Here is a 26,999-nt window from a genome sequence, read left to right on the forward strand (position 1 = left end):
CCTTCAATCCGCGACGGTCGCTCGCGCTGCGCTATGCCAAAGGCTCCGGGCCAGCGCCCGTCGCTTCACCCGCCCAGCAGGGCACAACCCACGCCGGAAACGAACTCAAAACTGGATAGAAACTGGGAGCAACGTCAGTCCGACCATCGGCAGCAGCGCGCTCGAACCATGCTGCTCATGATGAAAGATGACTAGCAGGCAACGACCACACCCAGGCGTCACTTGCCCCTTACATGGGCGACCCTCACTGGTCGTGCAGACGACAACACTTGCTCGGGCTTCAGTGCGTCGCTCGGCATTAACACAACCTTAAACTATCTTCACAACCGCAAATCGCTGACAATGGTAGGTTCACCACAGCGTCTGAGGTCAGGCACGGCTGAAACAGCTGCGCCGTTCCGCTCCGACTGCCGCACACCACGCAACCTTGGGGAACAGCCAATGGCAAGAAGAGCGCTCATCCTAGTTGAAGGCCATCAGCGTATGGGTCTTCTATACGTTCAAGCGGCCCAGCGTCTCGGTCTGTATCCAATTACCCTGTCGGCTAATCCAGCTCAGTACAAATATCTTGCAGCTGAAGAGAATGAGGCAATCCGTGTGGATACAGACGATCTCGATGCGCTGATCCGTGAATGTTCCCGGCTACGTGCCAACTACGACATTGCTGGTATTACTGGCTTTTCGCGCGCCGACGAGTCGGCCTGCGTGACAGCTGGTAAGCTCGGTCAGCACTTCGATCTGCCGGGACCGAACCCTGCATCAATTGAGCGATGCTGCGACAAATCCGTTCAACGTCAGCTCCTTGCGGAGGCCGGCGTTCCAATACCTGAATTTCGCTTGGCTACCAATGCGACGGAGGCAGAAAGCTCTGCCGTGGAGATCGGCCTCCCGGTTATCCTTAAGCCAGCCGTGGGCGCCGGCAGCAGCGGTGTCCGTTTGTGCCGCAGTGTCGACGAGGTAACCGAACATATGACCTATTTGTTGGGCGGGGAGCACCTATGGCGGTCTTCGCCGAGGATACTGGTCGAAGAGTTCGCCCAGGGGCCTCTCTATATCGCTCAGATAATGGGAAATGTGGTGATTGCGATAGGCGCCGCTTTATACGGCCCACCACCGCATTTTGTCTGTCGTCAATTGAACTATCCGGCCGTGCTGACTGAGGACGAGAACAAACGTATCGCCGCTGTTTCACTGAACTGTTTGCGAGCTCTCGACCTCGGCTGGGGGCCAACGAACATTGAATTCCGGTGGACGGAGCTTGGCCCAGTCGTCATTGAAGTCAATCCGCGCCTTGCTGGCGCGCCCGATCCTCAGCTTGTTCAGCTGGCTTACGGTGTCGATCTCATCTCCGAGCACATCAAGCTTGTCATCGGCAACGAATGCAATTTGAGCAGGAGGCGTTCGCAGACTGCGGCTGCGCGTATGTTAGTCCCTGATGACGATGGCACCCTCGACTGGATAGATGGAAACAGTCAGGCGGCTGCTATATCAGGTGTCGCCGAGGTCAAATTGTATGTTGAACCCAAGACGCTGATCGTTAGGAGAGGCGATTACTTAGACAAGCTCGGACATGTCATCGCCGCGTCAGCCTGCCCCGCCCGGACGGAGGCGATACTCCAGCGTGCTGTCGACTCAATTCGTTGGTCCATCACACCATTCCCGACCCTTGGCAATTAGGTACAGTCCGTTCGGCGCAATGCCAGACATGTGGATGCAGCGGAACCATCCGGACCTCCCGTTCGAGCGTTATGCCGATGATGCCATCTGCCATTGCCGAACCGAAAACAGGCAGTGGTGCTGCGCGACGCTCTTGAAAAGCGGTTCGCAGACTGCGGGCTGACGCTACATCCCGAAAGACGAAGATCGTCTACTGTAAGGATGACGATCGACGCGGAACCATTCTAATCACAACTAGACTTCTCGGCTATACTTTCAGGTGTCGGGCGAATTGAGAAACTGACCCCCCGCATTGCCTCACGTTGATTGTTACCAATAGGGTCGCCGTCCCGAGGGGATGAAGCCGTTGTTGTCATCCTGATTCGGAGGCTGGATGGCAGGGCGGGTTAGCATGGCGACACGGTTGGAATTGGTTGAAGCGATTGTCGAGCGATATCGATCGGGCTGCGGGCCGACAAACAAGGGATTTTGGACGAGTTCGTCGCAGTCGCTATCATCGCAAACGTGCGATCCGGGTGTTGCGACCTCGGGCTGCCGGTCCGTCGCCCACCCGACAATATCCGGTGCTTTATGGCGCCGAAGTTTCTGGAGGCGCTGGTGGCATTGTGGAAGGCGTCCGATCGCCTTTGCTCGAAACGGCTGAAACCGCTGATTCCCATTTTGCTGCCGGCTCTTGAGCGGCATGGCCGGCTCGATCTGGATGGCGAACTTCGCGACAAGCTGCTGACGATCAGCGCAGCGGATGGATCGCCTGCTTTCGGAAGTGCGTGCTGTAGCTCGCGGGGGGCAGCGCCGTCGCGCCGGACTGAGTTCTGCGGTGCGTACGTCGGTTCCGGTGCGCACCTTCGGCGACTGGAATGATCCGCCGCCCGGATATGTCGAGGTCGACTTCGTTGCCCATTCCGGCACCTCTTCGTCCGGCAGCTTTGTGCAAACGATGGTCTTGACCGATATCGCCACAGGCTGGACCGAGTGCGTGCCGGTGCGGACGCGAGGAAGTGGTCTTGTCATCGCTGCCATCAAGCGGGCCAGGTCGTTGTTCCCCTTTCCGCTCAAGGCGTGGACTTTGACAATGACAGCGCCTTCATGAATGAACTCGTGGTCTCCTGGTGCAGAAGTCAAGGATTGGAAGTGACGCGTTCCCGTGCTTATCGGAAGAATGATCAGGCATGGGTCGAGCAGAAGAACGGTGCCATCGTTCGTCGCCTGGTCGGCTATGGCAGGTTCGTGGGTGCGGAAGCCACGGCGGCGCTTGTTCGTCTCTATGACGCAGTGCGGCTGCACGGCAATCTCTTCCAGCCCTCGTTCAAGCTGCGAGAGAAGACCCGTATCGGCGCGCGTGTGATTAAGCGCTATCATCCGCCAGCGCCGCCGGTCGAGCGTGCCATCCAGAGGTGGCGGAGGACGACAAGGAGCTGTTGCGTTGCGTGCGATGCTCGCAACGGCGGACCCGGTGATGCTGTTCACCGGCATCCGTGCGGCACAGGAAGATCTGGGAAGACGGGTCGATCGTCGTGGAGTGCAAACAACGCCACAGGAACCGGTCGTCATCGATCTGCAGCGCTTTACCGCAAATCTGAAGACGGCTTGGCAGGGCGGTGAGGTGCGACCCACCCATAAAAGGCCTTATCGGCGGACAAAGCCTTATCCGAAGAGACCGAGCATGCTTGAGCCCTATGAGGCTCAGATTCGGGCACGGTGCTGCAGCGGCTGATGAACGTCGATCAAAGACGGTTCACGAACAAAAGCCTGCGGACGGTGCAAATAGCGGTGAAAGCCTGGCGTAAAGAGACAGCCGTTGAAATAACCAATGGCGACTAGATGGCGATCTCCCCGCTTCTTCAACCCGCCACATCGTAAGGTAACATTCTTCGGGTGAGGCAACAGGGGGGGCAGTTTCTCAATTCGCTTGACTTTCAGGCCGAGGCTTGCGCGCCGAAGAGGCGGAAAGGTGGGCGTCTCGTTTAGCCCCGCGGCCAGTGACAAAGCTCTCATGGCGACGCAAGAGCACCGTCGATTTAGGCTCTCTCGGACCGGTCGGCAAATCGGCCACCGAGGTCCGTTCCCGCCCCCCAGGATTCGATGGATCCAGAAGCCGTCGAGACCCGCCTCCTGAATGACCACAAGCGCAAAGTCCCGGCCGGTGCGCGCCTGTGCCTTGTCCTGAAGCCGGGCAAAGCGGCCGAAGGGATCGAAAGCCATGTCGTCGACGCCGCCTCGATTGCCACGCCGCGCCGGCGGCGTCGTGCCAAGACCGACAAGATCGATGGTGAGGCGTTGGTGCGTGAGCTGCTCGCCTACAAACGAGGCGAGCCGCGCGTGTGCGCGATGGTTAGGGTACCGAGCGTCAAGGAGGAGGACCATCGGCGCATCGGCCGTGAACGCAAGGCTCTGGTTGGTCAGCGGACCTGCCATGTCAACCGGATCAAGGGCCTGCTGTTTGCTCAGGGCATCACCGGCTACGAGCCGCTGGGACGTGACCGGCGACATCGGCTTGAGGAATTGAGGACCGGCGACGGCCGCGCACTGCCAGAACATCTGAAGGGGCAAATCCGTCGCGAGCTCGACCGACTCGAACTGGTGATAGCCCAAATCAAAGAGGTGCAGGCCGAGCGCGACGCTCTGCTGGCAATCGAAGTCGCCGAAACTCCAGCAGCGACATTGCTCGATCTCAAGGGCATCGGCCCCGACTGTGCCGCCATCCTCTACTCGGAAGGTCTGTTCCGGCACTTCGATAATCGCCGGCAGGTCGCCGCCTATGCCGGGCTCGCGCCAACGCCTTGGCAGAGCGCATTGGTCCAGCGCCAGCAAGGCGTCTCGAAGGCCGGCAACCCCGACTGCGAACGACGATGATCGAGTTGGCCTGGCTGTGGCTGCGCAATCAACCGAGTTCAGCGCTTACCCGCTGGTTCCATGAACGCGTGATGCGCAACCAAGGGCGCCTCAAAAAGACAACCATCGTCGCCCTTGCAAGGAAGCTGCTCGTGGCGCTGTGGAAATACGTGACCGCGGGCGTCGTCATCGAAGGTGCTGTCATGAAGGCGTCTGACGAGATCACACCGATACACTCATCCCTCGAGGCCTGATCAGCCTCGGCGGATCCAGGAGGCGAACCGAGATCCCAGCTGGCTAGAATGCCGTATCAAAGATGGGTCTCGCCTTCTGGGCCCCTGCCGCCGCAAGGGATATTGGTGCAGCCGTCTGAAGCGGCGACCGTATGTGAGTTTGATTAGGCTCGATTGACCGAGCCGTGTCACGCAATCGGGCCCAGCTCTGGATTCCGCCACCAATTGGGAGCAATACGATGCCGTCCTAACACACCTCTTGACCTCAGCATCGTCATGTGAGCCTGGGATCAAACAGCTAGGCTGGGCCAGCAGCTTTGATGTCGCATTTTTTGGAGCACAGATATGATGCGGGCATTCCGCACCTGTTTCCCTACTGCCCCCAAGACAGGCGGGCCGATCGATTTTCCACCATAGCGCAAGTCGTTTAGTTCGTGATTGCGCCAACGATCATCGGGCCACTTCCAAGGCTTCATGTCTTCGATTTCAGTCACAGACGTCTTCTTACTTCATCTCGGCCGGCGCGATTTAGACCGGGTTGGCTTTGCCCACTCGCATCACTGCGGGCGTCGGACCGGTTTCAGCATGATCCGCAATGCTGTCGCTTGCTCGATTGCTTCCGTCGAATAGAGGAGTGGCTTGTATTTGCCGTTTTGCCAATCTTCCTTCATGTTGCTGTAGTTCGGCGACTCCGGATCGCCCGACTGCCCAGGAAAATTTATAAAAAGACTGTTGTCCCAGTTTCCTACATCGATGACCATTCGCACGGACGGGCCTGCGATGGTCTGATAGTCGTCGGGCCGGTAGACAGCACACATCGGTGTTGAGCCGCTGCCGCCAAGCTCCATAGGTTCTAGGTCGAAGGACGCCGACAGTTCGGGGAAAGCGCGGCTCAGCGCATGCTCAAGAGATAGCTTATGGAGCTTGCCCCATTGCCAAAGTCTAGGGGCTCCTCCGAAGCGGGTTTCGCAGTCGCGCCATGCCGCCCCCAGCGTATGCTGAAAAATGTCCCGGCGCGCCGCGTCGGCATTGCTCTCCAACCATTCCTCGGGCCTTTCCGAAAACGAGAGCACGGATTGGATGTCGCCGGGCTGCAGTAGAGCGTCGATCTTATCGCCTTTCGTGAAAGCCTGATAAAGCGCCGGTTTCAGGTGACTTGTGATCCAGGTCTCGAAAAGTGCGGCTGGCGACGACTCTGGATCCGTCACACAGTCCCAAGCGAGCATATGGGCTGCCGCACGGCCCGCTGCCTCGTTTTCGAACCGCAGATGGCGGAGGATCGCCTGCATGCGCTCCGCTGGGATCGAATAAAGATCATTCTGAAGTGCACAAGAGTCGCCGAGTGTGTGTTTCGGCTGGCCATCCAAAACGCGGCAAATGCGTTGCGCCCGGCTTCGGTCGCTCCATTCGTATCCGATCGGTGGATTGTCCACCTTCCAGCCCGACGGCAGATTCATCTCGTTGGCTGTCGCAAGGAAGCCCCGTTCGGGATTTCGGGCCGACGGCAAATCTTCAGGCGCCACATAGCCGCTCCACTCGTAGCGTCCGTCGCCCGGCACAGGCAAAAGTCCGTTCCAGTTGGGCCGGATCGGGATCTTGCCGGCCGTCTGCCAACCAATCGTCCCGGTTACGTCGGCATAGAGGTGATTGGTCGAAGGCGTTCCCCAGTTGCGCAGGGCCTTCCGGTATTCGTCGAAGGATTTGGCGCGCACGGCGGAGAGGCTTGCAAGGTAGGGAGCCGACCCCGGTTCGCTCCAAAGGGTGCGAATGGCAAAAGCCTTCCGGCTTTCCCTATCCTCGTAGACGACTGGACCATGCCGAGTGAAGCGCAAGGGTAGGATCTGCGGCACGCAACCCTTCACATCGAACACTTCCTCAACTGCCGTCATGGTCGCCCAGCCGTCGCCATAGCGGTAGGCGACCGAATCGCCAGGTTTCGTCTCGTAGACGTAGACATCCTCCTGGTCGGCGGGGAAAATGGTGAGCGAGAAAGCGCTGCGACCATTATGCCCCAGAGAGATGCCGGGCACGGCAGGCTCGCCCGCGCCAATCGCATCGAAGCCAGGCATCGAGAGGTGCACCATGTAGCGGAGCGCCGGTACCGCTTGTGGCCTGTGCGGGTCCATCGCCATAATGGGACGGCCGGTTGCGCTTCGTAAGCGCGAGACGGCCCAGTTATTCGAACCTTCCGACTCGATTGCCTGTACGACCTCTCCCAGCGTATCGACGCGATTCCAGAGAGCGGCCATCTCCAGGCGGGCAGTGAGGCGTTCCTGACTGAAGGTGACGGAAGCGGTCGCCAAATTGAAGGCATTGATGACGGCAAGAGGAATGGCCCTCAATGCCAGGTTGGGATCGGTAGCGGGCTGAACCTGAGGTTCAAGATATCTGCGTAGGGCATCCACCCTCGTTCCTGCCCTTGCCAGAACATTCGCCCGCACAATCTCAGAGACCCCATTGCGTATAATGCCGTGGCTTCGGATGCGTACGACGTCTTCGGCTTTCCAGCGCGACGGACTAGTGCCGAGCTTCCCGAACTCGGGAGGAAGCCTTTCCTGGCCGCGCTTCACGCGGTCCACGTAGGCATTAATCCCGGTGACAAATGCTTGGCAAATCGCATTGGCGTCAGGCGAATATGCCGCCCACTCGGCTGCCATGTCTCCGCGGTACATGAAAAGACGGGAAGCGCGATCTTGCTCGAGGAATCCGGGACCGAAATCCGCCGCTAATAGTCCGAGTCCTCGCTTGCGCCAAAGGTCAATCTGCCACAGGCGATCGCGCGCGGCGTTGTAACCCTGTGCGAAGAAGAGATCCTCCAAGCCATGCGCGCGAATGTGGGCCAGCCCCCATCTATCGATAGCAATTTCGACCGGTTCATTGAGGCCGCTGACCTCGATGCTTCTGATTGACTGAGTTGCTTGTCCATGTGTCGATAGCATGAAGAACCTATTTGCTCTGGGCCGTGCCCGCGTGGCCCGTGAAAAAGTTAACGCCGCTACATACTATGGCTCGGGATTGCGGACCGAGCTTGTCGACCGCTCAATCCGAAAGCGATAGGTGGACGCTCCCCCGCGTGCAGCTGGAGGGACGCGTTGCTCGGCTGACATCGCAATCTCATCCTCCGCTTCTTTCAATTGATGGGATGCCGCTCTTACAACGTCGGATTCCGCTTCCGGTAGACCACTTGAGGCCGCAACCAGTGGCCCGCGCCGAACTCGGGGTTCTCGTAGTCGCCCGCGGGATCATAAATCATGCCGATCTTCTGCATGACCTTTTGGCTCGGCTCGTTCTCCTTGGCTGTGAAGGCCGCGACCTCCGGCAGACCGATTGACCAGGCGTACTCGAGCCATGCCCGCGCACCTTCGGTCGCGAATCCTTTGCCCCAATGTTCCTTTGCGAGCACCCATCCGATTTCGACGCTCCGATGGCTGGGAATTGCCGCCTGCACCGCCTCTGAGAAGACGCCGAGCCCGATCATACCGATAAGCTCGCCGCTGCCCTTCAGCTCAGCGGCCTGAAAATGAAACCCGTTGGTCCGGGCACGCTCGATCGCAACGTCGATCTTGACATTCGCTTCCTCGACCGTCAGCACTTTGGGAAAGAAGCGTCTGACGTGCGCGTCACTGTAAATTCGTGCCATTGGGCCCCGGTCTTTGTCCTCCCAGGGACGCAATATGAGACGTTCAGTCGTCAGCCTCATCGGTCAAACTCATCCATCTTTCTAAACGGATGTCGGCAAAGCGCAAACGCCTCCTTGGCGCCCTTCAGGAAATGCACCGACGGGACCAAAAAAACTGGTCGGACAATCTGGTTGCCAGCCATGCAAGTTGAGAGGCCGCAGTTATCGGCAGGCGTTCCATAGTTTCAGCTCCGCAGCTATTTACGCTGGATGTTGTCACCTCGTGCACGGGTGCACAAAGCTATCGATTGCAGGGTTGCGGCCATGGCGCCGTCCTCGACCGGTATCGCCCAAAATCTATCACACCAACAAAAGGCTGAATGTTAATTTGAGCGAAGGGTATCTTAATTTTCTTTTCGGCAAACGTAACATTAAAAAATTTGTTTTGAGTCTGAACGTTTGGACATTTCCGTGATCCGACGTGTCTTGCTTTGACCTGCCACGGGTAATTTACTTCACCTGAGATTGGAGTCGGGCCTCGATTGAAGGACGGACAGATGAAGGGAAAGCGTTTCACGGAATCATCGCGGTTTTCCGCGAGCATGAGGCGGGTGCGAAGGCGGGCGATCTGGTCCGCCAGCACGGGAAGGCGGGATGGAAGTCTCTGATGCCAAGCGGCTGAAGGCCCTAGAAGGAGAACGCAAAGCTCAAGAAGCTGCTCCCCGACCAGATGAGAAGCCTCGGCACTGGGAGCTTCTGTCAAAAAATGTATGGTCTGCCCCGTCCGTGCAAGGTGTCGCGACATCACGAATGACGATTTCAGTTGCATAAATGTGTCCGGCCTCTCGCGACTGGACTCCTGTTGCAGCCAGGCCACTGACGAGATCCGCGCACGCCGTTCCCAATTCGGGCACGAAGCCCGCTTTTTTGCACAGGGCGTACGGCATGCTGGTCCACTGTTTCGTTATCTCGATTCACGAGCCTTGCAATCGAGCCGCAAGCATCAGCGAAAGCAGGATCTCTGCGTTCGTAGAGTGCACCCGGCTTGGTTAAACCACTCAGACAATGCGTGGCATCTTGGCGGCAAGTGCGACGACTGCTTTGTGCGGATGCATGCGACACTAAAGGCCCGTTGAGCCAGCTTACAAAGCTATCGCGCGTTCGGTCCAGATGCCGAAACCAGGATCGCGCTCCATGTACCAGGAGCTTTCTCACATAGCAGTTCCCCGCTTGCTGATGCCAGCAACGTCTGTTTTCCTCCGGTCGAGTATTGTCTGGGCACCAAGCCCAGCCATGCCGCAGCGGGCTGTGCGAAACTGCTACCCGTTGCCGATAGCGGCGAGCGAAGCAGTCGCACCTAATGCGCCGATACCAGGATTGTCATAGTCGGCGTGCCACCTCCTCTCGATCGGTAATCGCTTCGATCTCTCCTTCGTCACTTGGCGGATACGCTCTTCAAGGCGAGAGAGATCGGTGTTTAGATCGCCCAGCAGTCGGCGACAAATCGTTCTCCTCGTCATTCAAAGCGTCCGCAGATCAAATTTGAACAATCCCGCGCCTTGACGCAAAGGCCGCCGTATTCGAGGCAGAAAGCCCGCATCTGTTTGATCAACCGCGTCCTCGAGTCGATCATCTGGTCGCGATCCGGTGCAGCGCAAGATCGACCTGATCAGTTTCCTTCACGGTGATGAACCGGCCGCGTCCGTAGCCTCCACGATCGCCTCAGCGTCGATGATGTCGTTTTTGTTCGACTCCACATAAGGCTCACATGAGGAGGATTGGATCAAGTATGGATTTTCAGGTCATCGTTGGCAAACGCGTGTCGCAGTCGACCTGCGCGCTTAAGCTCACATGCGGTCGCCGAAATAACGGCTGCACCAGAATTCCATTCGCGAATTTCCTGAACAGGGCTTCGGATCACAAGGGCCGGCAAAACCGGGGCCAACGCCGTTGAGCTCGAGCAACATCCGAACCGGCTCCAGTGCGGAGCTGGCGGCCGGAGCCTCCAAGAGTCATCACGCTCCGCCTTCACGGCCTCGATCTGCCGGTTAAGCAGCTCGATGACTTCCAGCTCGCGCAGGGCCAGCGTCTTGAGATGTCGGAAGCGGCCGCCCGTCTCCTATGCGCAGAGCCTTCAGGCGATCCCGGCGGTCATTGTTCAGAGGATCGTACCCGCCGTCCCTTGCGACAAGAACAGACCCTTCAACCGGTTTACATGACGGATAGTCTCTCCGATCAGAGTCTTCAGTTCTGGCAAAGGCGCCGACGATCCGCTTCTTCCGGTGTCGGTACGCAAACCATCAAACAGACCCGCGGTTCGCCCCTTTCCACGCCATGAGTGTGCGAACAAGCGCCTCCCCCGTCGATCCGATCTGTCTTGGTGCGGCGATGCCTGCGCGAAACCGCGATCGAAGCTGGGTCAACGACGTGGCTCTCGATCCCTTCCGCGATCAGGCCGCGGTGAATCCAGAACCCGTCCAGTCCGGCTTCCTGGATCACGATCAATGGGACAATCCGGCCGGTCCGGCGGCGGACATGGCGTTGCAGATCCGAAAAGCGCTCCAGCAGTCCGGCATATCCCCACCCCGCACCTGTTGCGTCGACAGCTTGGATCCCACGGGGGCCGCAATGTCACCAGCCACGTTGAGCGGCTGAGCTCCAGAGAAACGGAAATCGCGCCGCACCCAACGGTCGCAAGCGTATGTGCGGTGGTCATTCTGGCAGCCTGCATGGCAAAGGTCTCCGTCGAGGAAGTGAGCGGCCCAACTCTTCCGAGTTAGGCGCGCGCGTCTCCTCCTCATGGAATCTTCACGAATTGCGCGGGGATCAAGCGCACCTTGACCAAGTGCCCGTATCTTCCGGGCGAGCCACTATGAACCTGCGCAGGATTCCATGTATGCTCGGATCTGCGGGTGTAATGAACTGCAGAAGGGTGTCTCGCCGAAAGCGAGCTTTCTGATCAGGCGTGCCGTCGCAGCTGGTCAAGTCCGGGAACTGCTGGATAAATTCTGGCGGGGCTCCTTTGCCGCTGCTTTCTTGTCGAGGCCCTTTTTTTCGGGTCTCGTATTCCTGATCGAGTTCGTGCCGGACGGCGGTCATCTGGCGGCGCTCGAAATCGGTGATCCTGATTGCCCGCCACCGCTCGGTAGCTCGGATCATGGCGCTGAACATAAGCTTGAGAACGGGCTTCTCGCCGAGGGCATTGGGAAGGGTCTTTAGCCTGCGCCGCTCCTCGACGAACAGACGTTCCAGAAGATTGGTGGTACTGATGGCGGCGGTGAGTGCTCGGCAATCAGATGCGCGATTGCCGCTTCGAAGTCGTCCATGAAGCAGGCGGCCGCGCTCGGGCCTCGTAGTCGTTCACCAGACCGGCGGCGAGATCGCGGGCAATGGCGCGCGAGGGAGCCTGATAAGCCGCGGTGGCGCGGGCCTTGAACTCGGGCCAGCGGTCTGCCGGCACCTTGGCGGCGACATTGCGCATCCGGTGCCCCAGGCAGCGCTGACGCTCCGAGCGCGGAAAGCAGGTCTCGATCGCCTTAATGATGCCGGCTGCCCCGTCGCACACGACGAGCAGCGGATCGCCGAGCCCGCAGCCGCGCATGTCCTGGAAGAATGCGCTCACCGTCTCGGCGTCCTCCTTGAAACCCGCCATCAGATGCAGAAGTACTTTGGCGCCAGATGCCGTAAACCCCAGGCGGCCAGCACCGGCTGGCGCTTCTGCCCGGAGCGGATCCGTTACGCGATGCCGTCGACGAACAGATAGGCGATCTCATATTCGCCAAGATCACGCGTGGCGAACTCCTGGTAGTCTGCCGGCCGGTCTCGCTGACCGCGGTTTTCGACAGGAGCAGCCGCCCCGGTTCATCGCCGAAGGCGTCCTCAATTCGCGCACCGAAAGACCGCGTGCCAGCAGTTCCACCGCGCGGTCCTCGAGCGCCTCCGTGCGTCCCTTCACATACTCGCCGGACGGCACACCGCGGCCCGTCACCTGCGGGGGCCGAGTATTCCACGAAGCCTTCCGCCGTCTTAAGGCGCCCGCTGCGCAGGCCGTTGCGGTAACCCTGGCCGGCTCGGCGCCGGGTTCGTAATAGTCCCGCCCGACCGCATCCCGGCTTTCCCCCTCCAGTGCTTCCTCCAGGATCAGGCGGGTCGCAAGCTTCATAATCAGGTCGGAAAGGGATTGGCGCGTGCGCGTCCATGCCGATATTCCATCGTCATGCACCCGCCCTCAATTTCCAGATGGGGTATTCGGCTCGGAGCCTCATCTTTGGTGACGACGCCTGGCTGAGGTGCTGCGCTCGAGCTGATCATAAACGTGGTCTGTGAGGAACAGCCACAAGCATCAGGAAAGGATTGCAGCGCGAAACACTATGCCGGATTGGACTGCTCGGTGAAAGAGCCGGCGGTGTGCATCATCGATGAAGCAGGCAAGGTGTACCGGGCAATGAAAGTGGCAAGCCATCCCGTGGATTTGCGCGGGTGCTCGAGGATCCTGCTTGGGATTTTGAGCGGATCGGGCTTGAAGCCGGACCTTTATCCAATGGCTGTTCGAGCGTCTTGCCAAAGCTGGCTTGCCGGTGATCTGCATCGAGACCCGGCACATCAAGGCATTTCTCCAGGCCCAGCCGAACAAATCCGATCGCATCTATTCCTGCGGTGCCCAGATGGTGCGAAACGTCGGGCACTGCTGTCGGCACGCAAGCTGCTGCAGGACAGGGCGATTGCCATCGAGAAGGACATCCGCGGGATCTGCGCAATTTCGGGGCTCAAGGTGGGCATGGTCAGTGCCGCAAAATTCGAGCAACGCATCCACGAGCTCGCCGAAGGCCTGCCCGACCTGATCGAGCTCCTTGAGCCGCTGCTCGATGCACGAAGCAAGCTGCGCCAGCACTTTGCCGCCCTTCACCGAAACGTTCTGGTGCTCGCTCGGGAGGATGGGAGGTGCCGTCTGATGACGGTCCCAGGGGGTCGGGCCGGTCGCGGCGCTAGCCTACACCGCAACCATGGACATTGCGATCCGCTCCGCAGCTTCAAAGCTGTTGGCCCGGTCCTGGGCCTGACACCGATGCTTAGTGAGTCGGGCGAAAGCCGCCGGGTCGGCCGCATCTCGCTGTGCGGCGACGCCATGGTGCGCGCGCTGCTCTATGAAGCCGCGCAGGTCCTGCTGGCGCGCGTGTCCAAGTGGTCGTGACTAAAGGCTTGGTCGATAATATCGTCAAGCGGCGTGGCATGCGAAAAGCAATCGTCGTGCTTGCACGGCGGTTGGCGGTGATCATGCATCGCATGTGGAGCGACGGAATACAGTTCCGCTGGACCAGGAAGGAACTCATGCCGAACCAAACCTAGCCTGCCGCCGTGCTCGCGCTCGTAAAGGGCGCCAAGTCCCTACGCGATGGCGCTGTCGGGACCCACCCTTGACGACCACTGCGCAAGGCGGCCAGCCGCAGAAGGTCGGGACGTGAAGATGGCCGCAGGGTCGAACCGGAGAGGGGAATATTGATGAAGGAGGAAATGTAAAAGCCGGAAGGAGCCAGACGATAAGTTCCCACTTGCCGGTGGGACGATTGTCCCTCGCGGACAACAAATGAGGTGAGTTCGCAAACTTGCTTGTTCCGCTTCGGCAGGACGCTTTCCAGATTGCTCACCTCGTTCACTTGAATCCCATGGAGGGAGGGCCTGAGCGCCAATCCCGTAGAGAAGCAAAAGCCGCGAAAGAACATCAGATGCCGGCGAAGCGGAAAGCTCGCAAGCGCTCGACTTCAACACGCCGAGTAGAGAAGCAAGTTTAGGACTTCACCGGCGTGATCAACCAATCAATCGAGTCAACGGCACGCTGGATTATCGCTTCGGTCCGAGCGTGGCTGGGTGAAACGGCGATGATCTGTCCTATGCAGTCTCGGACATCACCTTTCCTAACGATCGGCGTCTTGGGTTCAACATACAATTCGACCTCGGCGACACCTGGTATAGCAGCCGCCTGACTGTGGCCGTCAATCCAATCGAGAGTGCCATCGCGATCAGGAACTAGGTACCGCGCGGCCGCAGTCTGCGAATGCCTTCTGCGCAAATTGCATTCGTCGCCGATGACAAGCTTGATGTGCTCGGAGATGAGATCGACACCGTAAGCCAGTTGAACCAATTGAGGCTCGGGCGCGCCAGCAAGACGCGGATTGACTTCAATGACGACTGGTCCAAGCTTCGTCCACCGGAATTCAATGTTCGTCGGACCCCACCCAAGGCCGAGAGCTCGCAAACAGCCTAGCGAAACATCGGTGACACGCTTATGCTCGTTATCGCTCAGCAGGGCCGGAAAGGTCATCGCTCGACAAACGAAATGCGGTGGGCGGCCCCAGTCACCGGCGCCAATCCCAATGACCTCATTTCCCATTGTCTCAGCGAAATAATACGGGCCTTGTGCGAATTCTTCGATCAGTATTCTCGGTGAAGACCGCCATGTGTGCTTCCCGCCCAGCAGATAGTCCGTATGTTCCGTTAACTCATCGACGTCGCGGCACAATCGGACACCCCTGCTGCCGCTGCCTACCGTTGGCTTTAGAATCACCGGAAGGCCGATTTCCGCAGCAGAGCTTTGTACGTCGGTTGCATTCGCTGCCAAGCGATAAGCAGGAATTGGAATGCCAGCCCCCGCGAGAAGCTGACGTTGAGTGAATTTGTCACTACACCGTTCAATCGATCTAGGGTTCGGTCCCGGTAGATCGAAATGCTGGCAGAGCTTGCCGACTGCCGCATAGACTGAGTCCAAGGCGCCCGTGATCCCAGCAATGTCATAGGTCGCACGTAGCTGAGAACATTCGCGAATCAAAGCATCGAGATTGTCTGTATCGACAAGGATAGTCTCGATCTCTTCCGCAGCAAGATAGCTGTACTGAGTTGGGTCGGCCGACAAGGTAATTGGATGAAGGCCAAGATGCTGGGCTGCTTGGACGTATGACAAACCATTTCCCCGATGACCTTCAACCAGGATAAGCGCTCTTCTTGCCATTGGCTGTTGCTCCGATATTGCATGCTGGTGCGCGGTCCAAGCGTAAATCGGCATCAGCTTTAAGCTGTCCCTGACCTCAGACTTTGCCGTTAATGTACTATTAGCGGAGGTGTGTGGTCGCAAAATTTCTGTGAATTGGTATGAAGGATCTGTTGCAACGTTGGTTGCCCCCCGGCGTAGCATGGAGCTTCTCGATCAATTTCCAAGGTTGGATGCTTCCGGGGAAGCCAGTTTGATGAGACGGCCGGTTCATCGTGAACGAGATGCTGAACGCGAGCTCAAAGGCGTTGGGCCAAGAGATTTGGTGGCCTATGCACCTGCCGCTGGCCACGCGGCACGTATGCCGCTTCCGGGATCACCTCGCCGATCGCCGCCACAAGGCCGGCATGGTCGTCGGACACGACCAGTTCGACGCCCCTGAGGGCTAAGTCCTTCCAGGCCGAGCGGCTTTCGCGATTGGCCATCTCGACGGCCAAGATTTGGCGCCGCCCATCCCAGTCGATGCCGACTGCGATCAGCACCGCCTGGCTCATGACGATGCCAGCTTCACGCACCTTCTCGTAGCGGGCATCGAGGATGAGGTAAGGCAAAAGGCTCTTGAAGCGGGCGTTCGGCAAACGCCTTCAAACTCTCGTCCAGGCGTTTGTTGATGGCCGAGATCGATGAGGCCGAGAAGGCATGGCCGCACAGCTCTTCGGTGATCGCCTTGACCTTGCGGGTCGAGACCCCTAGCACATACATCTCCGCAAGCGTCGCCACCAGGGCTCGCTCCGAACCTTGGCGCGCTCAAAGCACTCCTCGATCGCCCAACGCAGGCCGGCCACTGCCGCCAGCTCGGCCAAGGAGGAGCCGGGCGGGGCGAAGATCAGGTAGTAGGCTTCTTCTCCGGATGTCGATCGCTTGCGGCGGACGAGAAGCCAATGCTCGAAGCCGCCTTTTGACGTCCAAGGGCGGCGGATACGGGCCCAGTCGTAGAGCCGGGGCCCTTTGGCGCCTTCGCCTGCCGCATGACAGGCCCAGTCCTCGGGTGCGAGTTCGCCGGCCAGTTCCTCGGGCGAGGTTTCATCAAACCGACGATCCTCCCGGCGGCGCATGAAGTGAGCGCTTCGCACCGCCAAGACATAGGGCTGCTCGCGAGCTTCCAGCATCCGGCGAAGGCTACTGTCCGCCCCGTAGACAGCGTAGCCAAGAACGTAAGCGCATGGGACGCCGGCATCGAGCGCCGCCTCGACCATGGCGCGCCATCTTCGGCTTGGTCGCAAACTCGACCGTCTCCGGAAATGACGCCTTGGCACACCGCGTCCGATCCTTTGTCCAACTCTGCGGCAGATAAAGCCGACGATCGACCAGCGCTTGACCGTAGCGACTCGCGTAAGCCAAGACACGCCGATCTGGCTGTTCTCGATCCGCCCGCCGTTCCCGAGTACTGACGCGCAACACCGGCGGAACGATCGCCCTTCTTCACAAATCCCGTCTCGTCGACGATCAGGACGCCATCCGCATCGCCCAACGCCTCCACTACATAATCGCGAACCTCGTCTCGCAGCCGATCCGCGTCCCAGTGGCTGCGCCCGAACAGCGCTTGCACCCGATAAGGCCGCTCCGCTCCGGATTGCTCTCCCATCAGCCAGCCGGTCTTGCGCTCAATGCCGGAAAGAAGGCCGTCAAGGAAATCTGTGCCCGTCTCCCGCAGCTCACGACGAGGAAGCGCCCGCCCAACCCGCGCCTTCAGCGCCGAGAGCTCCTGTTCCCAGGCCAACAAAGACCCTGACCACGACGCGACAGACATGATTCCCTCCATAACCTCGCGAAGGGAATCACAAAATCAACTGATCAACAACTGTAGTATTAAAAAGCAGAATGTCTTTGACGGCAGCGCTGGTCGATTTACCTTCTGTCTTGGTCATGGTGGCGTTCCTTCGCGGGAATCAGGTGACGTGAACAATCACCAGCCTGCCATGACCGCCCTCTCTCAAGCGAATTGCAGAACTCTCAGCACACTACCGGCTCCACCGCATAGACTCGCCCAACGCATAACGGTCCGAGCCAGCAATCGCACCATCGGTGCCATAAGGCCGTCGGGACCTTTCTAAAACGGACCGGATGGCTGGCGGCAAACACCTTCACGCTGGCCGGGATCATGCCAGGCGGACCGCGCGAATAATCCTGGCCAAATGATCCTGGCCGACATCGGCGCCAGCCCGAATGCCACATCGCCTAACAGATCTCGACCGTTGAAGACGCCGGGTGGGTGACCCCGACAAAGCCAAGCCGATCCGCATCCCGCTGCGGCGTGACCGCACCGCTCTTGATCGCCTTGCGCCGCCAGCCGAACAGCTGCGAGGTCGCCAGTCCAGCCTGTCGCGCGATCGCCGACACATTCGCGCCCGGAGCCATAGGCGCAGACATACAAATTGACAGCGCAAGCTTCTCGGCTCCTTCCTGTCATCATTTCTCGCCCATTTCATGCCGCGCCAGATGGATTGGGCTGCGTTTACAGAACATGGCGTGCTCACCGGCTTCGTCAAAGCCGGCAATCGCACCATGCCCGAAATATTGGTCAACCTCACGTATTGCCAGCACAACGGCCTGTCTTGGGGGCATGCAACGACGGCGTCAGTTGATCGACGCGAACGTCAGCCGGCAGAGGGTGGTGATGTCATATATGGGCAATCGGATGATGTTGCGGATCGCGGGCGTGACTAACGGGAAGGCCGTGCATTCAAACAGGATCGCCGCGATTTTCGGATGCGCGGCGCGGAGTCGCGCGACGCAGGCGGCTACATCTATCTCAATATCGACGACGTCGGTCGGGAGTGGCGGACGCATCATCTCGTTTCTCCACAACTTGCCGCCTTCGATGCCGCCGATGACAACCCTTGCCCGATCGGTCGGATCGTCAACCCCGAGCAGGTCTTCGACCAAGCACGTCGAGTCGGCGGCCACGACGGCGATCTTGGCGGGCCGCGGCAACTGGCGGAGCAACATCGGTAACAGAAGCAGGCTTGATGTCGCCACGGGGACGTTCACCGACGCGGCCACCGCTGCCTGATGCCGGATAAAGAAGCCGCAGTTTGCGCTTATTGCCACAGCGCCTCGCTCGACTAGGCGCCGGGCGGCCGCGATGCAGGCCGACTCGAGCGTTGGATCTCCGCGGATGACGACATCCGCCCAAGCTCCCGCCACCGTTTCCGATATGATCGGGAAGTCGAAGGTGGCGGGATTCAGCATCGATCCGGGCTTCGGCTTGCGGGGCGGGGCGCCAGGCTGCAGCCCCCGTTCGAGGTTCAGAATTCCTAGAGAACGCGGGGTCTGCGATGACATGGATGCATCTCCTTCAAAAATTGCTCGAATGGGCGTCCAAATGCACCCACCAGCTGCATCTGCTGCGCAAACGATCGCAATCGCCGCGCACTCTTGGCCATGTTTGCGCGCTGCTAGTCATATGCCGATCCTTCGTGTTGCCGCTTGCATCGTCCAGACCTCAACAAAAGTGCTTCCCCGGGGGAAAGCGCGGATCCATCTAGCTCAGACCAATAGAAGGCGATTATCTCCTGCGAACCACAAGCCGTTTGCGTGGTTGCTACGGTCGCCGCATGTAGCCCATCCCTCGCGGAGCAATTCTTATGGGTCACCTGATCCGCAGCGTACCCATACTCCGATGCGTCTCTATCAGCAGATTGTTCCTATTCGCCAAGCATCGGAGATGGTGTGATGGACCAACGAATTGAATCGACGGCACGCTGGAGAATCGCCGCGGTCAGGGCAGGGCTGGGTGAGACGGCCATAACACGTCCGAGGCAGTCTCGGTCATCGCCTTTCCTAACGATCAGCGTCTTGGGTTCAACATATAATTTGACCTCGGCGACACCTGATATAGCAGCCGCCTGTCTGTTTCCATCTATCCAGTCGAGGGTGCCATCGTCATCAGGGACTAACATACGCGCAGCCGCAGTCTGCGAACGCCTCCTGCTCAAATTGCATTCGTCGCCGATGACAAGCTTGATGTGCTCGGAGATGAGATCGACACCGTAAGCCAGCTGAATCAGCTGAGGATCGGGCGCGCCAGCAAGACGCGGATTGACTTCAATGACGACTGGGCCAAGCTTCGTCCACCGGAGTTCGATGCACGTTGGCCCCCAGCCAAGGTCGAGAGCTCGCAAACAGTTCAGTGAAACAGCGGCGATACGTTTGTTCTCGTCCTCAGTCAGCAGGGCCGGAAAGGTCAACTCACGAAAGACGAAATGCGGCGGCGGACCGAAGCCAGCGGCGCTGATTCCAATGACCTCATTCCCCATTATCTCAGCGATATAATGGGGCCCCTGTGCGAACGCTTCGACCAGTATTCCTGGCGAGGACTGCCATTTACGTTGCTTTTGTGAAGACAGCCACATGTGCTTTCCGCCCAACAAATAGGTCATATGTTCGGTTACCTCGTCGACATTGCAGCACAAACGGACGCCGCTGCTGCCGATGCCAACGGATGGCTTAAGAATAACCGGGAGGCCGATCTTCACGGCGGAGCTTTCTGCGTCCGCCGCATCCACTGCCAAGCGAAATTCAGGTATTGGAACGCCGGCCTGCGCAAGGAGCTGACGTTGAACGAATTTGTCGCAGCATCGTTCAACCGATGCCGGGTTGGGTCCCGGTAAAGCGAAGTGCTGGCAGAGCTTCCCAACCGTCGCATAGAACGACTCCGTGGCAGTCGTAATACCAGCGATGTCATAGGTCACGCATAGTCGGGTACATTCACGGATCAGCGCATCGAGGCTGCCTGTGTCCACACGTATCGCCTCAAAGCTTCCCGCCGCAAGATAGTCGTACTGAGCTGGATCAGCGGACAGGGTAATTGTATAAAGACCAAGGCGCTGGGCCGCTTGAACGTATAGCGGACCATTACCCCTTGTGCCTTCAATCAGGATGAGCGTTCTTGTTGCCATTGGCTGTTTTCCCAACGTTGAGTGATGTGTGACGGTCCGAGCGAAACCCGTTGTTTCAGCCGTGCCTGGCTCAGACTGTAGGTCAACGTATTACCAGTCCCAGCCATTTGCAGTTGCAAAGAGTCTGCGAACGTTATTTGAAGAATTTGCTGCAACGTTTGGTCACGGCGGTGTGGCACGCGTCACGATCCGCTCTGCAATCGTGACGCTGTGTGCGGCGCTGTTAATCGAAAAGTGAGAAATCTTGAATGGTCGGTCGACAATCTAGATTTGAACGCGAAGACTTGTGCGCGGGGCGCTGATCACGGCGAGGAGCCGCGATGCCGGCTTCTGCACCGCACCATGTTCTGGCACGGCAACTACCGTGTGAGGCGGCCCCACGTGATTCGAAATCAGCGAAGAGAGGCAGTTCGTTCTCGATATTTACGTCGAGAGTCACAGTAAACTTTAGCCTCCGCAGAGATGAACCGCCGAATGGTCCGAGCCGGGTGTCGTGGCAGCGTCGAGCCACCAGAGTTGGCACTTCTGAAAACACGTCAACACACTATCTTTCGAGTCCGAGCTGGAAACCGGCTTGGGGAACCAGATCGAACGAAAGGTCGGGTTCTCGACCGGCTCGAACGTCGCCGGCAAAATTGGATCCCCATCTGCGCTGGCCACCCTGCCCATTTTCTCCGACCCCGACTAGAAGAGTTACCGAAAGGTGCTGCTGCGAACGCGATGCTTGAGGGACTTGAGGCTGCCCTCCGGTCACCAAACCTGCTAGCGAATGAAAGACATTGCCAACTTTCAGTGATTAGAAGGGGTGGAATGCAATGCCGCCTGGCATCGGGCTTACAACTGAACAGCCTTCAGCACATTCTCGGCGCGGCGTAACACAGGTGTGTCGATCATCTTTCCATCTAGAGCGACGGCTGCCGCACCGCTCTTGCGAGCAACTTCAGCGGCCTCGACGACGCGTCTCGCATACTCAAGCTGCTCGTCATCTGGCGCAAAGCCTTCATTCGCGACGTCCACCTGGCTAGGATGGATGCACAACGTCCCTTTTAATCCGGCATCATGCGATCGCCGGACGAAGGAGCGATACTTCTCGATGTCCCGAAACTCTGCGATTGTGCCCAAGAGGCCGAGCGGCCGAATTCCCCGAAGGGCCGCGGCTACGACAAGCCGATACTTCACCGCGATGACGGTTTCCGAGTTCGGATCGCACCCCAGCACTGCGGCGAGGTCCTCATCGCCGCATGCGATCGCTATCACACGCGGAGAGGATGCGATCTCTTCCAGCCGAGCTACGGCCTCGGCAGTTTCGATAAGAGGCAAGAGTTTTGTATGACCCCGCGATAGGCCCGACGCAGCTTCTAGTTCATCGAGAACCTCACTCAGCAGCGCCAGATGCCCCGCGCCGGCAGATTTCGCCACCACGATCGCTTTGACATGGCCACAGACGGCGGCCTCTATATCGCGGACGGCCAATGACAAGGGCCGGTTGATGCGCACAAGGACGTCTCGTGAGCCGGTGCGAACACTCCTGGCCATGCCTTGAACCGCAGAGCGCGCTTCCGCTTTGTGTTCCGTCAGAACAGCGTCTTCAAGATCGAGAACGATGGCATCGGCTCGAGAAGTGCGTGCTTTTTCCAGATAACGCGCGTTGTCTGCCGGAACGAAGAGAAGTGAGCGCCAATGGACATCCTCGGCTTGGTTCATGGCCACTGATTTCTCAAGTCCTTTGTTAAGCGGGATTGTCAATTTGCCTGTTGAGATCGTCAAACATATTTTGTTGTCGTCAACTATCTGGAGTCCAGATGGAAGCGCGATTCTTGAGGGGCGATCTAGATGACGACAGAGGCGGCCATGGAGCGATGCAGCATAGGCGAACGAGCCCGAGGCGCGGGCGAGGCGCAACCCGGATCTTGCAGAAGACGGCCGCCAAGTAGAGGAAGCGGATCTCAGTGTGGTCGCCGCGCACAAGCTGGGAGACTCTACGCCGACATGATCGCCACGTTTCTCGAGCACCTCGAGAACGGAAAATCCAACTCTGCTGCCACGCAACTGCAGCTGAGCCGCGTGAGGCAGTTCTTGTCCTACCTAATGTTGGGCTGCGGGTGACCAGCACGCGAAAATACCCAACGCACGCACAGCCGGATCACGGATTGGTCGCCTTGACAGCCCTTCGAAGTTCGCAGCCGACCGTTCGAAATTCGTCGAGAGCTCTTTGCCTCAACTCATCATTGCAACAGTAGCAAGAGAGCCAATCAAATCCACCGGATCGGTAATGGGCGGCGCCAGCATTTTTGCCATCTGAATTTCAGATAAATCAATCGCGAAACTATATTTGACCAGCGCCGGACTCGGGATGGATTGTAGGTACTGGTTCAGGCCGAAATCTTGCCCCTGCACTCCTGTTGGAGAACGGCTACCTCCGGTGCATCGAGCTCTGATTAACAATTCAAAATCGCGCTGTGCGTGCCAATGCCTTCTGCCCGACAGCAGGCAAAGGGTGAGAGGATAGCTGCAAATGAAGCTAAGTGAATACGTCGAGCACGATGCCACCGGTTTGGCCTCTCTCTCACGCGCCGGCGAAGTGACGCCTCTCGAATTAACGGAGCTAGCTCGCGAGGCTTATGATGAGGTTAATCCGCGCGTCAACGCTGTCATCGAGTTTTACGAAGATGCTGAAAATGTTGCCGGCGCGGACGGTGGGCCCTTCCATGGCGTGCCTTTCTTGCGCAAGGATATCGGGGCCACCGAAGCTGGCCGCCTCCAGGAAAAGGGAAGCCGGCTGTTCAAAGGCTTTCGTCCCCAGATCGACAGCTATTTTTTTCGTCGAGCCCGAGCCGGAGGTCTCCGGTGTGTCGGAAGAACAACAACGCCCGAGCTTGGGTCTACGGTCATGACCGAATCCAGTCTCAATGGCATCACCCGCAATCCATGGGATTTGGCACGCTCTGCGGGAGGCTCTTCAGGAGGAGCGGCAGCGGCGGTGGCCGCCGGCATTACTCCTATTGCCCATGGCAGCGACGGCGGCGGTTCAACTCGCATCCCGGCTTCGTGGTGCGGTCTTGTCGGGCTGAACCCTTCCCGCGGACGCATTTCCGGCGGCCCGGACCGTCAGGACGCAGGGTCCGGCCTAGTTCGGGAGTTTGTATTATGTCGGACAGTGCGTGATATGGCCGCCGCGCTGGACGTCTTTTCCGGTCCCCATCCCGGTGATCCCTTTATCATTGTCCAGCCGAACCGTCCTTATGTGGAGGAGCTCTCACAGCCCACCGGTCGTCTTCGGGTCGGGGTCGCGAGAACGAGTTGGGGGCGCGTTAACCTCGATCACGAGGTGCTGCACGCTGTTGAGGGGGCGGCAACGCTTCTGCAGGAGATGGGGCACATGGTAACAGACATCGACCCGCCATATGAGCCCGTCGATTACAGCAAACTTTATCTCGTCCCAACGACCGCGAGTTCGCTCGAAATAGCGGCGCGGGCCATGGAGCGCACTATCACTGCGGACACCTTGGAGCCGGTCAGTCTTAAACGTTATAAATTTAGCCGCAGTTTACCTCCTTCCCGAGCGGTGGACTTACAAGAGGTGCTCCGCAGAATGCGTTTCCGTGTGGGCGAGGCGATCCATGCCTTCGACATTCTGCTGACGCCCACAATGCCAATCGTGGCCGTGCCGCATGGCGGCATCTATTCTGCGACAAACCCGGCGGTCTCCGCAGAGGAATATGTGGAAGCGGATACGGCGATATGTCAGTACACTGGCGTATTCAACGTCACCGGACAACCTGCGGTGTCGTTGCCTTTGGCGCAAAGCGCCAGCGGGCTGCCGATCGGTCTTCAGATCGTCGGCCGGTTTGGCGACGAGGCCACACTGGTCCGTGTTGCACGTGATCTGGAGGAGGCAAGACCCTGGAGCGTCCGGCGACCAAAGGTTCGAGCAGGGTAGCTGACGATCCCCCTCCACAGTTTCCAATCTGAATGCTAGCAATGTTCGTGACCAACGCGATGTTGTCGCATAAGTTCTCCATCAAGCAACAAAATCACTTCTCTGCACGGCTAATCGCGGGCTTGTGCCCGTAGATGTCCGGTCTTGGTACTTCCGCGGCTAAGTCGAACACCCATGGCCTGGGCGAGACCTTCGGCTTATCCGGAGCCGCTCGTCCACGGGGTGCAGATGTCAAAGACTCCGAGTAGGGCCCCTTAGGCAGATAATCGAAGGGCCGCAGCACCGGTTACCTACTTCAATCTCGATTCGCGATGAACGGACCCTCGTATCTGTATTGGACTTTGTCGGTTGCATTCATACAGTTCGCGCTGTCGCCGCACCGTAACGCTCGGCAAAGCAATGGCAAGCCTCGACCTGTCAGCGCTGGTCTCTCCAGTTTTTGCCAGTCGAAAACTCTTTTGGGTGATTGAATGCGCGTTCTAAATTTTTCCGAAGCTGAGTACAGGTCGCGACTGGACCGCGTAAAGAAGCGTATGGCGGAAGTTGGTCTAGATGTACTTGTCGTCACGGAGCCAGCGAACTTATATTATCTAAGTGGATACGACGCTTGGTCATTTTATACTGTTCAGGCATTAATCGTGTTCCAAGATGTTGAGTTGCCCCTGTGGATTGGGAGACTGGTTGACTCGGCAACCGCGCATGTCACGACCTACCTCCCAGCCGACCGCATAATCCCGTATCCCGATGTCTATGTTCAAGCTGCGGATCGGCACGCGTCACAGTTCATTGCCGAAATGATACTGCAGGAATCGCCAAGCGCGAATGTAGTGGGAGTTGAGATGGGTGCCTACTACTACACGGCTCGAGACCACGCGGAGTTTGTGAAGGCAATGCCCAACGTTCACTTCAAGGACGCCGAACTTCTTGTGAACTGGGTGCGGTTTGTGAAGAGCGGCGAAGAAGTCGCATATATGCGACAAGCAGGCGAGATCACCGAGCGCATGATGGCTCGCGCTGTTGAAGTCGCCGCTCCCGGTGTAAGAGAGTGCGACGTGGCGGCAGCCATCTACCACGCACAAATGTCGGGAACCGAGTCTTTCGGTGGGCTTCCCGCGACTAGCCCGCCTCATATGGGGTTCGGCGCACGAGCTCGTGAAGCTCACCCGATTTTCAGTGATCGCCCTATTGACCCCAACTCTGTTGCAAATATCGAAATTTCCGGCTGCCGGCTACGCTACCATGCTCCGATGAGCCGCACGATTTACTTTGGTGAACCGCCTCAAAGTTACCGTGATTTGGCGTCCCACGTCATTGAAGGCATCGACGCATCCCTTGATGTGGTGCGGCCGGGAGCGACATGCGAAGAGATCGAACTGGCATGGCGGAAGACTATGAGCGCTCACGGCATCGAGAAAGAGAACCGGTTGGGATATTCGATAGGAGTCGCCTATACGCCGACCTGGGGCGAGCGTACGGCAAGTATTCGTCGAGGAGATCACACAGTTCTTCAGCCCGGGGTGGCACTCCACTTGATGGCCGGCCTTTGGCTCAAAGACACAGGCATCACGATCACCCAGTCGTTTGTTGTTACTAACGGTGGTTATGAGGCGCTTACCAGAACCGCTCGTGAGCTGATTGTTAAGGACTGAATGATGCGAGACGAGATACTGCATGACGTCTCAGAGAGCTTCTCAGAGACGTATTTCGAAGCGCGCGAGAAGTTCCTGAAGCTCGCTGATTCAGCCAAGTCAGCCAGATCATATAAATCGCCAGCCCGGGGACCCGGAGGCGAGGAACTGTTCACTGACGTCGCTTGGTTTGGCGATCCAGAAGCACATCATCTCGGCATATTGATCTCGGCCACTCACGGCGTCGAGGGCTACTGCGGCTCCGCTGGACAGGTGGACTGGACGCGGAGGGGCATTGCGGACTCGCTGACGCCGGGCCAAGCGATGCTGATGATACATGCACTCAACCCTTACGGGTTTGCATGGAATCGCCGCGTGACGGAGGAGGGCTGCGATCTAAATCGAAACTTCGTAGACTTTTCGCAACCTGTTCCAGCCAATCCCGGTTACGACGCACTTGCAGATTACCTGGTCCCGGCAGAAGTCGAGGGGCCGGTGTTCGAGGCTTCCGAGAGGGCTATTGAGGAATTCCGCAAGGAAAGAGGCGAAGTCGCGTTTCAAACAGCGAGGAAGGCTGGCCAGTACAGCCACCCCAATGGTGTGTTCTTTGGAGGGTTCGGTCCCAGCCATTCTCGTTTAATGCTAGAGAATATTGCCGAGGACTTTGATCTGAAGTCACGAGATCGGGTAGTGATTGTTGACACACATACGGGTCTTGGCCCCTTCGGCTACGGAGAGCTTCAGACTGAGCAGCCCTCTGGCTTGGCTGGATATGAGCGTGCGTTGGCAATGTTCGGTCGATCGGTCACTTCGCCGGATCTCGGGACGTCGTCGTCAGTGCCGATACGTGGCTGTATTGATGAATTTTGGCAGCGGCTGCTTGGTGAACGGCACGTGTATGTGGCGCTTGAATTCGGCACGTTTGATCCTGAGAACGGTCGACGTGTCCTGCGAGAGGACCACTGGTTGGCAAAAAATTCAGATGTAGACCCCAAACTCGCAGGAGCTATCCGCCTACGTCTTCGCGAACACTACGATCCGAGATCAGCGGACTGGCGGGAAATGATCATTTGGCGCAGCCGCCAGGTGCATCGCCAAATGTTTGAGTGGCCTGCACAGTTTTGAAG

At 58.6% G+C, this 26,999-nt stretch carries 20 protein-coding genes and 4 pseudogenes; 8 read left to right on the forward strand and 16 right to left on the reverse strand.

The features are described from left to right. Positions 1-441 precede the first annotated feature (441 nt). The gene (locus EN859_RS32390; protein ID WP_126038100.1) at positions 442-1,677 is read left to right on the forward strand and encodes an acetyl-CoA carboxylase biotin carboxylase subunit family protein; all 1,236 of its coding nucleotides are present in this window, start codon (positions 442-444) and stop codon (positions 1,675-1,677) included. Between the two features lie 309 nt (positions 1,678-1,986). On the opposite strand, the gene EN859_RS32400 is transcribed toward EN859_RS32390, so the two are convergent. Beyond that, positions 1,987-3,144, reverse strand: coding sequence for a hypothetical protein (locus EN859_RS32400; RefSeq protein ID WP_189350321.1), 1,158 nt, complete (start codon positions 3,142-3,144; stop codon positions 1,987-1,989). Here EN859_RS32400 and EN859_RS32405 point away from each other — a divergent pair. Then, a complete protein-coding gene (locus EN859_RS32405; protein ID WP_245525819.1) occupies positions 3,101-3,391 on the forward strand; it encodes a hypothetical protein in 291 nt (96 codons plus the stop codon). The two genes, EN859_RS32400 and EN859_RS32405, sit on opposite strands and share 44 nt — an antisense overlap. 470 nt (positions 3,392-3,861) lie before the next feature. Then, positions 3,862-4,763: pseudogene (locus EN859_RS32410) on the forward strand (IS110 family transposase); the annotation flags it as partial. 536 nt (positions 4,764-5,299) lie between these two features. Here the strand turns inward: EN859_RS32410 and EN859_RS32415 are convergent. From EN859_RS32415 to EN859_RS39855, 3 genes and pseudogenes are all read right to left on the reverse strand, one after another. Next, the gene (locus EN859_RS32415) at positions 5,300-7,681 is read right to left on the reverse strand and encodes a penicillin acylase family protein (RefSeq protein WP_126038109.1); all 2,382 of its coding nucleotides are present in this window, start codon (positions 7,679-7,681) and stop codon (positions 5,300-5,302) included. 212 nt (positions 7,682-7,893) lie between these two features. Continuing rightward, entirely contained in the window at positions 7,894-8,442 is a 549-nt protein-coding gene (locus tag EN859_RS32420) for a GNAT family N-acetyltransferase (RefSeq protein ID WP_126038112.1), read from the reverse strand. A 1,839-nt stretch (positions 8,443-10,281) separates the two neighbouring features. Further along, positions 10,282-11,077, reverse strand: a pseudogene (locus EN859_RS39855) (IS110 family transposase); the annotation flags it as partial. Positions 11,078-11,253: 176 nt separating this feature from the next. On the opposite strand from EN859_RS39855, the gene EN859_RS32430 reads away from it, so the two are divergent. Further along, positions 11,254-11,580 carry a hypothetical protein gene (locus tag EN859_RS32430; RefSeq protein WP_126038116.1) on the forward strand — a complete coding sequence of 109 codons (327 nt, stop codon included), beginning with the start codon at positions 11,254-11,256 and terminating at the stop codon, positions 11,578-11,580. A 73-nt stretch (positions 11,581-11,653) separates the two neighbouring features. On the opposite strand, the gene EN859_RS32435 is transcribed toward EN859_RS32430, so the two are convergent. Together EN859_RS32435 and EN859_RS32440 are read right to left on the reverse strand one after the other, a co-directional pair. Continuing rightward, positions 11,654-12,055 carry a transposase gene (locus tag EN859_RS32435; protein ID WP_281015654.1) on the reverse strand — a complete coding sequence of 134 codons (402 nt, stop codon included), beginning with the start codon at positions 12,053-12,055 and terminating at the stop codon, positions 11,654-11,656. Positions 12,056-12,145: 90 nt separating this feature from the next. Then, entirely contained in the window at positions 12,146-12,523 is a 378-nt protein-coding gene (locus EN859_RS32440) for a hypothetical protein (RefSeq protein ID WP_127856672.1), read from the reverse strand. A 228-nt stretch (positions 12,524-12,751) separates the two neighbouring features. On the opposite strand from EN859_RS32440, the gene EN859_RS32445 reads away from it, so the two are divergent. Further along, positions 12,752-13,552, forward strand: coding sequence for a transposase (locus EN859_RS32445; RefSeq protein ID WP_126038122.1), 801 nt, complete (start codon positions 12,752-12,754; stop codon positions 13,550-13,552). 594 nt (positions 13,553-14,146) lie between these two features. On the opposite strand, the gene EN859_RS32450 is transcribed toward EN859_RS32445, so the two are convergent. The 10 genes and pseudogenes from EN859_RS32450 to EN859_RS32485 form a co-directional block, all read right to left on the reverse strand. Beyond that, a complete protein-coding gene (locus tag EN859_RS32450) occupies positions 14,147-15,364 on the reverse strand; it encodes an acetyl-CoA carboxylase biotin carboxylase subunit family protein (RefSeq protein ID WP_126038125.1) in 1,218 nt (405 codons plus the stop codon). 338 nt (positions 15,365-15,702) lie between these two features. Beyond that, positions 15,703-16,138, reverse strand: a pseudogene (locus tag EN859_RS32455) (transposase); the annotation flags it as partial. Beyond that, entirely contained in the window at positions 16,093-16,599 is a 507-nt protein-coding gene (locus tag EN859_RS32460; protein WP_245455129.1) for a hypothetical protein, read from the reverse strand. The gene EN859_RS32460 and the pseudogene EN859_RS32455, both read right to left, overlap by 46 nt. After that, positions 16,523-16,804, reverse strand: a complete 282-nt coding sequence (locus EN859_RS40340) for a transposase (protein ID WP_281015655.1) — start codon at positions 16,802-16,804, stop codon at positions 16,523-16,525. The genes EN859_RS32460 and EN859_RS40340 overlap by 77 nt, the downstream gene beginning before the upstream one ends. Positions 16,805-16,826: 22 nt before the next feature. Continuing rightward, a pseudogene (locus EN859_RS40345) lies at positions 16,827-17,165 on the reverse strand (transposase); the annotation flags it as partial. 416 nt (positions 17,166-17,581) lie between these two features. Next, positions 17,582-17,773 carry a transposase gene (locus EN859_RS32465; RefSeq protein WP_126038132.1) on the reverse strand — a complete coding sequence of 64 codons (192 nt, stop codon included), beginning with the start codon at positions 17,771-17,773 and terminating at the stop codon, positions 17,582-17,584. A 207-nt stretch (positions 17,774-17,980) separates the two neighbouring features. Then, positions 17,981-18,688, reverse strand: coding sequence for a hypothetical protein (locus EN859_RS38405; protein ID WP_189350317.1), 708 nt, complete (start codon positions 18,686-18,688; stop codon positions 17,981-17,983). A gap of 362 nt (positions 18,689-19,050) precedes the next feature. Then, positions 19,051-20,304, reverse strand: coding sequence for an acetyl-CoA carboxylase biotin carboxylase subunit family protein (locus tag EN859_RS32475; protein WP_126038134.1), 1,254 nt, complete (start codon positions 20,302-20,304; stop codon positions 19,051-19,053). Positions 20,305-21,138: 834 nt separating this feature from the next. Continuing rightward, positions 21,139-22,008: a CoA ester lyase gene (locus tag EN859_RS32480; protein ID WP_126038137.1), complete on the reverse strand. Its 870-nt coding sequence runs from the start codon at positions 22,006-22,008 to the stop codon at positions 21,139-21,141. Between the two features lie 513 nt (positions 22,009-22,521). Then, complete coding sequence (locus EN859_RS32485; protein ID WP_126038139.1) at positions 22,522-22,701, reverse strand: hypothetical protein; 180 nt, start codon at positions 22,699-22,701, stop codon at positions 22,522-22,524. 118 nt (positions 22,702-22,819) lie between these two features. Here EN859_RS32485 and EN859_RS32490 point away from each other — a divergent pair, with 118 nt between their 5' ends. The 3 genes from EN859_RS32490 (at position 22,820) to EN859_RS32500 (ending at position 26,997) form a co-directional block, all read left to right on the forward strand. Continuing rightward, complete coding sequence (locus EN859_RS32490; RefSeq protein WP_126038142.1) at positions 22,820-24,244, forward strand: amidase; 1,425 nt, start codon at positions 22,820-22,822, stop codon at positions 24,242-24,244. A gap of 470 nt (positions 24,245-24,714) precedes the next feature. Then, positions 24,715-25,893 (forward strand): Xaa-Pro peptidase family protein, encoded by a 1,179-nt coding sequence (locus tag EN859_RS32495; protein WP_126038145.1) that lies wholly within the window; start codon positions 24,715-24,717, stop codon positions 25,891-25,893. Beyond that, a complete protein-coding gene (locus tag EN859_RS32500; protein WP_189350315.1) occupies positions 25,894-26,997 on the forward strand; it encodes a M14 family metallopeptidase in 1,104 nt (367 codons plus the stop codon). Positions 26,998-26,999 lie beyond the last annotated feature (2 nt).

Source organism: Mesorhizobium sp. M00.F.Ca.ET.216.01.1.1 (assembly GCF_004010325.2).
Lineage (GTDB): Bacteria > Pseudomonadota > Alphaproteobacteria > Rhizobiales > Rhizobiaceae > Mesorhizobium.

Excerpts from the sequence above, each read along its gene's own strand:
- EN859_RS32440 (WP_127856672.1), bottom strand. The coding sequence starts at position 12,523 with ATGAAGCTTGCGACCCGCCTGATCCTGGAGGAAGCACTGGAGGGGGAA.
- EN859_RS32465 (WP_126038132.1), bottom strand. The coding sequence starts at position 17,773 with ATGTCTGCGCCTATGGCTCCGGGCGCGAATGTGTCGGCGATCGCGCGA.
- EN859_RS32500 (WP_189350315.1), top strand. The coding sequence starts at position 25,894 with ATGATGCGAGACGAGATACTGCATGACGTCTCAGAGAGCTTCTCAGAG.
- EN859_RS32415 (WP_126038109.1), bottom strand. The coding sequence starts at position 7,681 with ATGCTATCGACACATGGACAAGCAACTCAGTCAATCAGAAGCATCGAG.
- EN859_RS32490 (WP_126038142.1), top strand. The coding sequence starts at position 22,820 with ATGAAGCTAAGTGAATACGTCGAGCACGATGCCACCGGTTTGGCCTCT.
- EN859_RS32495 (WP_126038145.1), top strand. The coding sequence starts at position 24,715 with ATGCGCGTTCTAAATTTTTCCGAAGCTGAGTACAGGTCGCGACTGGAC.
- EN859_RS32460 (WP_245455129.1), bottom strand. The coding sequence starts at position 16,599 with ATGGTCGAGGCGGCGCTCGATGCCGGCGTCCCATGCGCTTACGTTCTT.
- EN859_RS32390 (WP_126038100.1), top strand. The coding sequence starts at position 442 with ATGGCAAGAAGAGCGCTCATCCTAGTTGAAGGCCATCAGCGTATGGGT.
- EN859_RS32420 (WP_126038112.1), bottom strand. The coding sequence starts at position 8,442 with ATGAGGCTGACGACTGAACGTCTCATATTGCGTCCCTGGGAGGACAAA.
- EN859_RS32450 (WP_126038125.1), bottom strand. The coding sequence starts at position 15,364 with ATGGCAAGAAGAGCGCTTATCCTGGTTGAAGGTCATCGGGGAAATGGT.
- EN859_RS38405 (WP_189350317.1), bottom strand. The coding sequence starts at position 18,688 with ATGTCATCGCAGACCCCGCGTTCTCTAGGAATTCTGAACCTCGAACGG.
- EN859_RS32430 (WP_126038116.1), top strand. The coding sequence starts at position 11,254 with ATGTATGCTCGGATCTGCGGGTGTAATGAACTGCAGAAGGGTGTCTCG.
- EN859_RS32475 (WP_126038134.1), bottom strand. The coding sequence starts at position 20,304 with ATGGCAACAAGAACGCTCATCCTGATTGAAGGCACAAGGGGTAATGGT.
- EN859_RS32480 (WP_126038137.1), bottom strand. The coding sequence starts at position 22,008 with ATGAACCAAGCCGAGGATGTCCATTGGCGCTCACTTCTCTTCGTTCCG.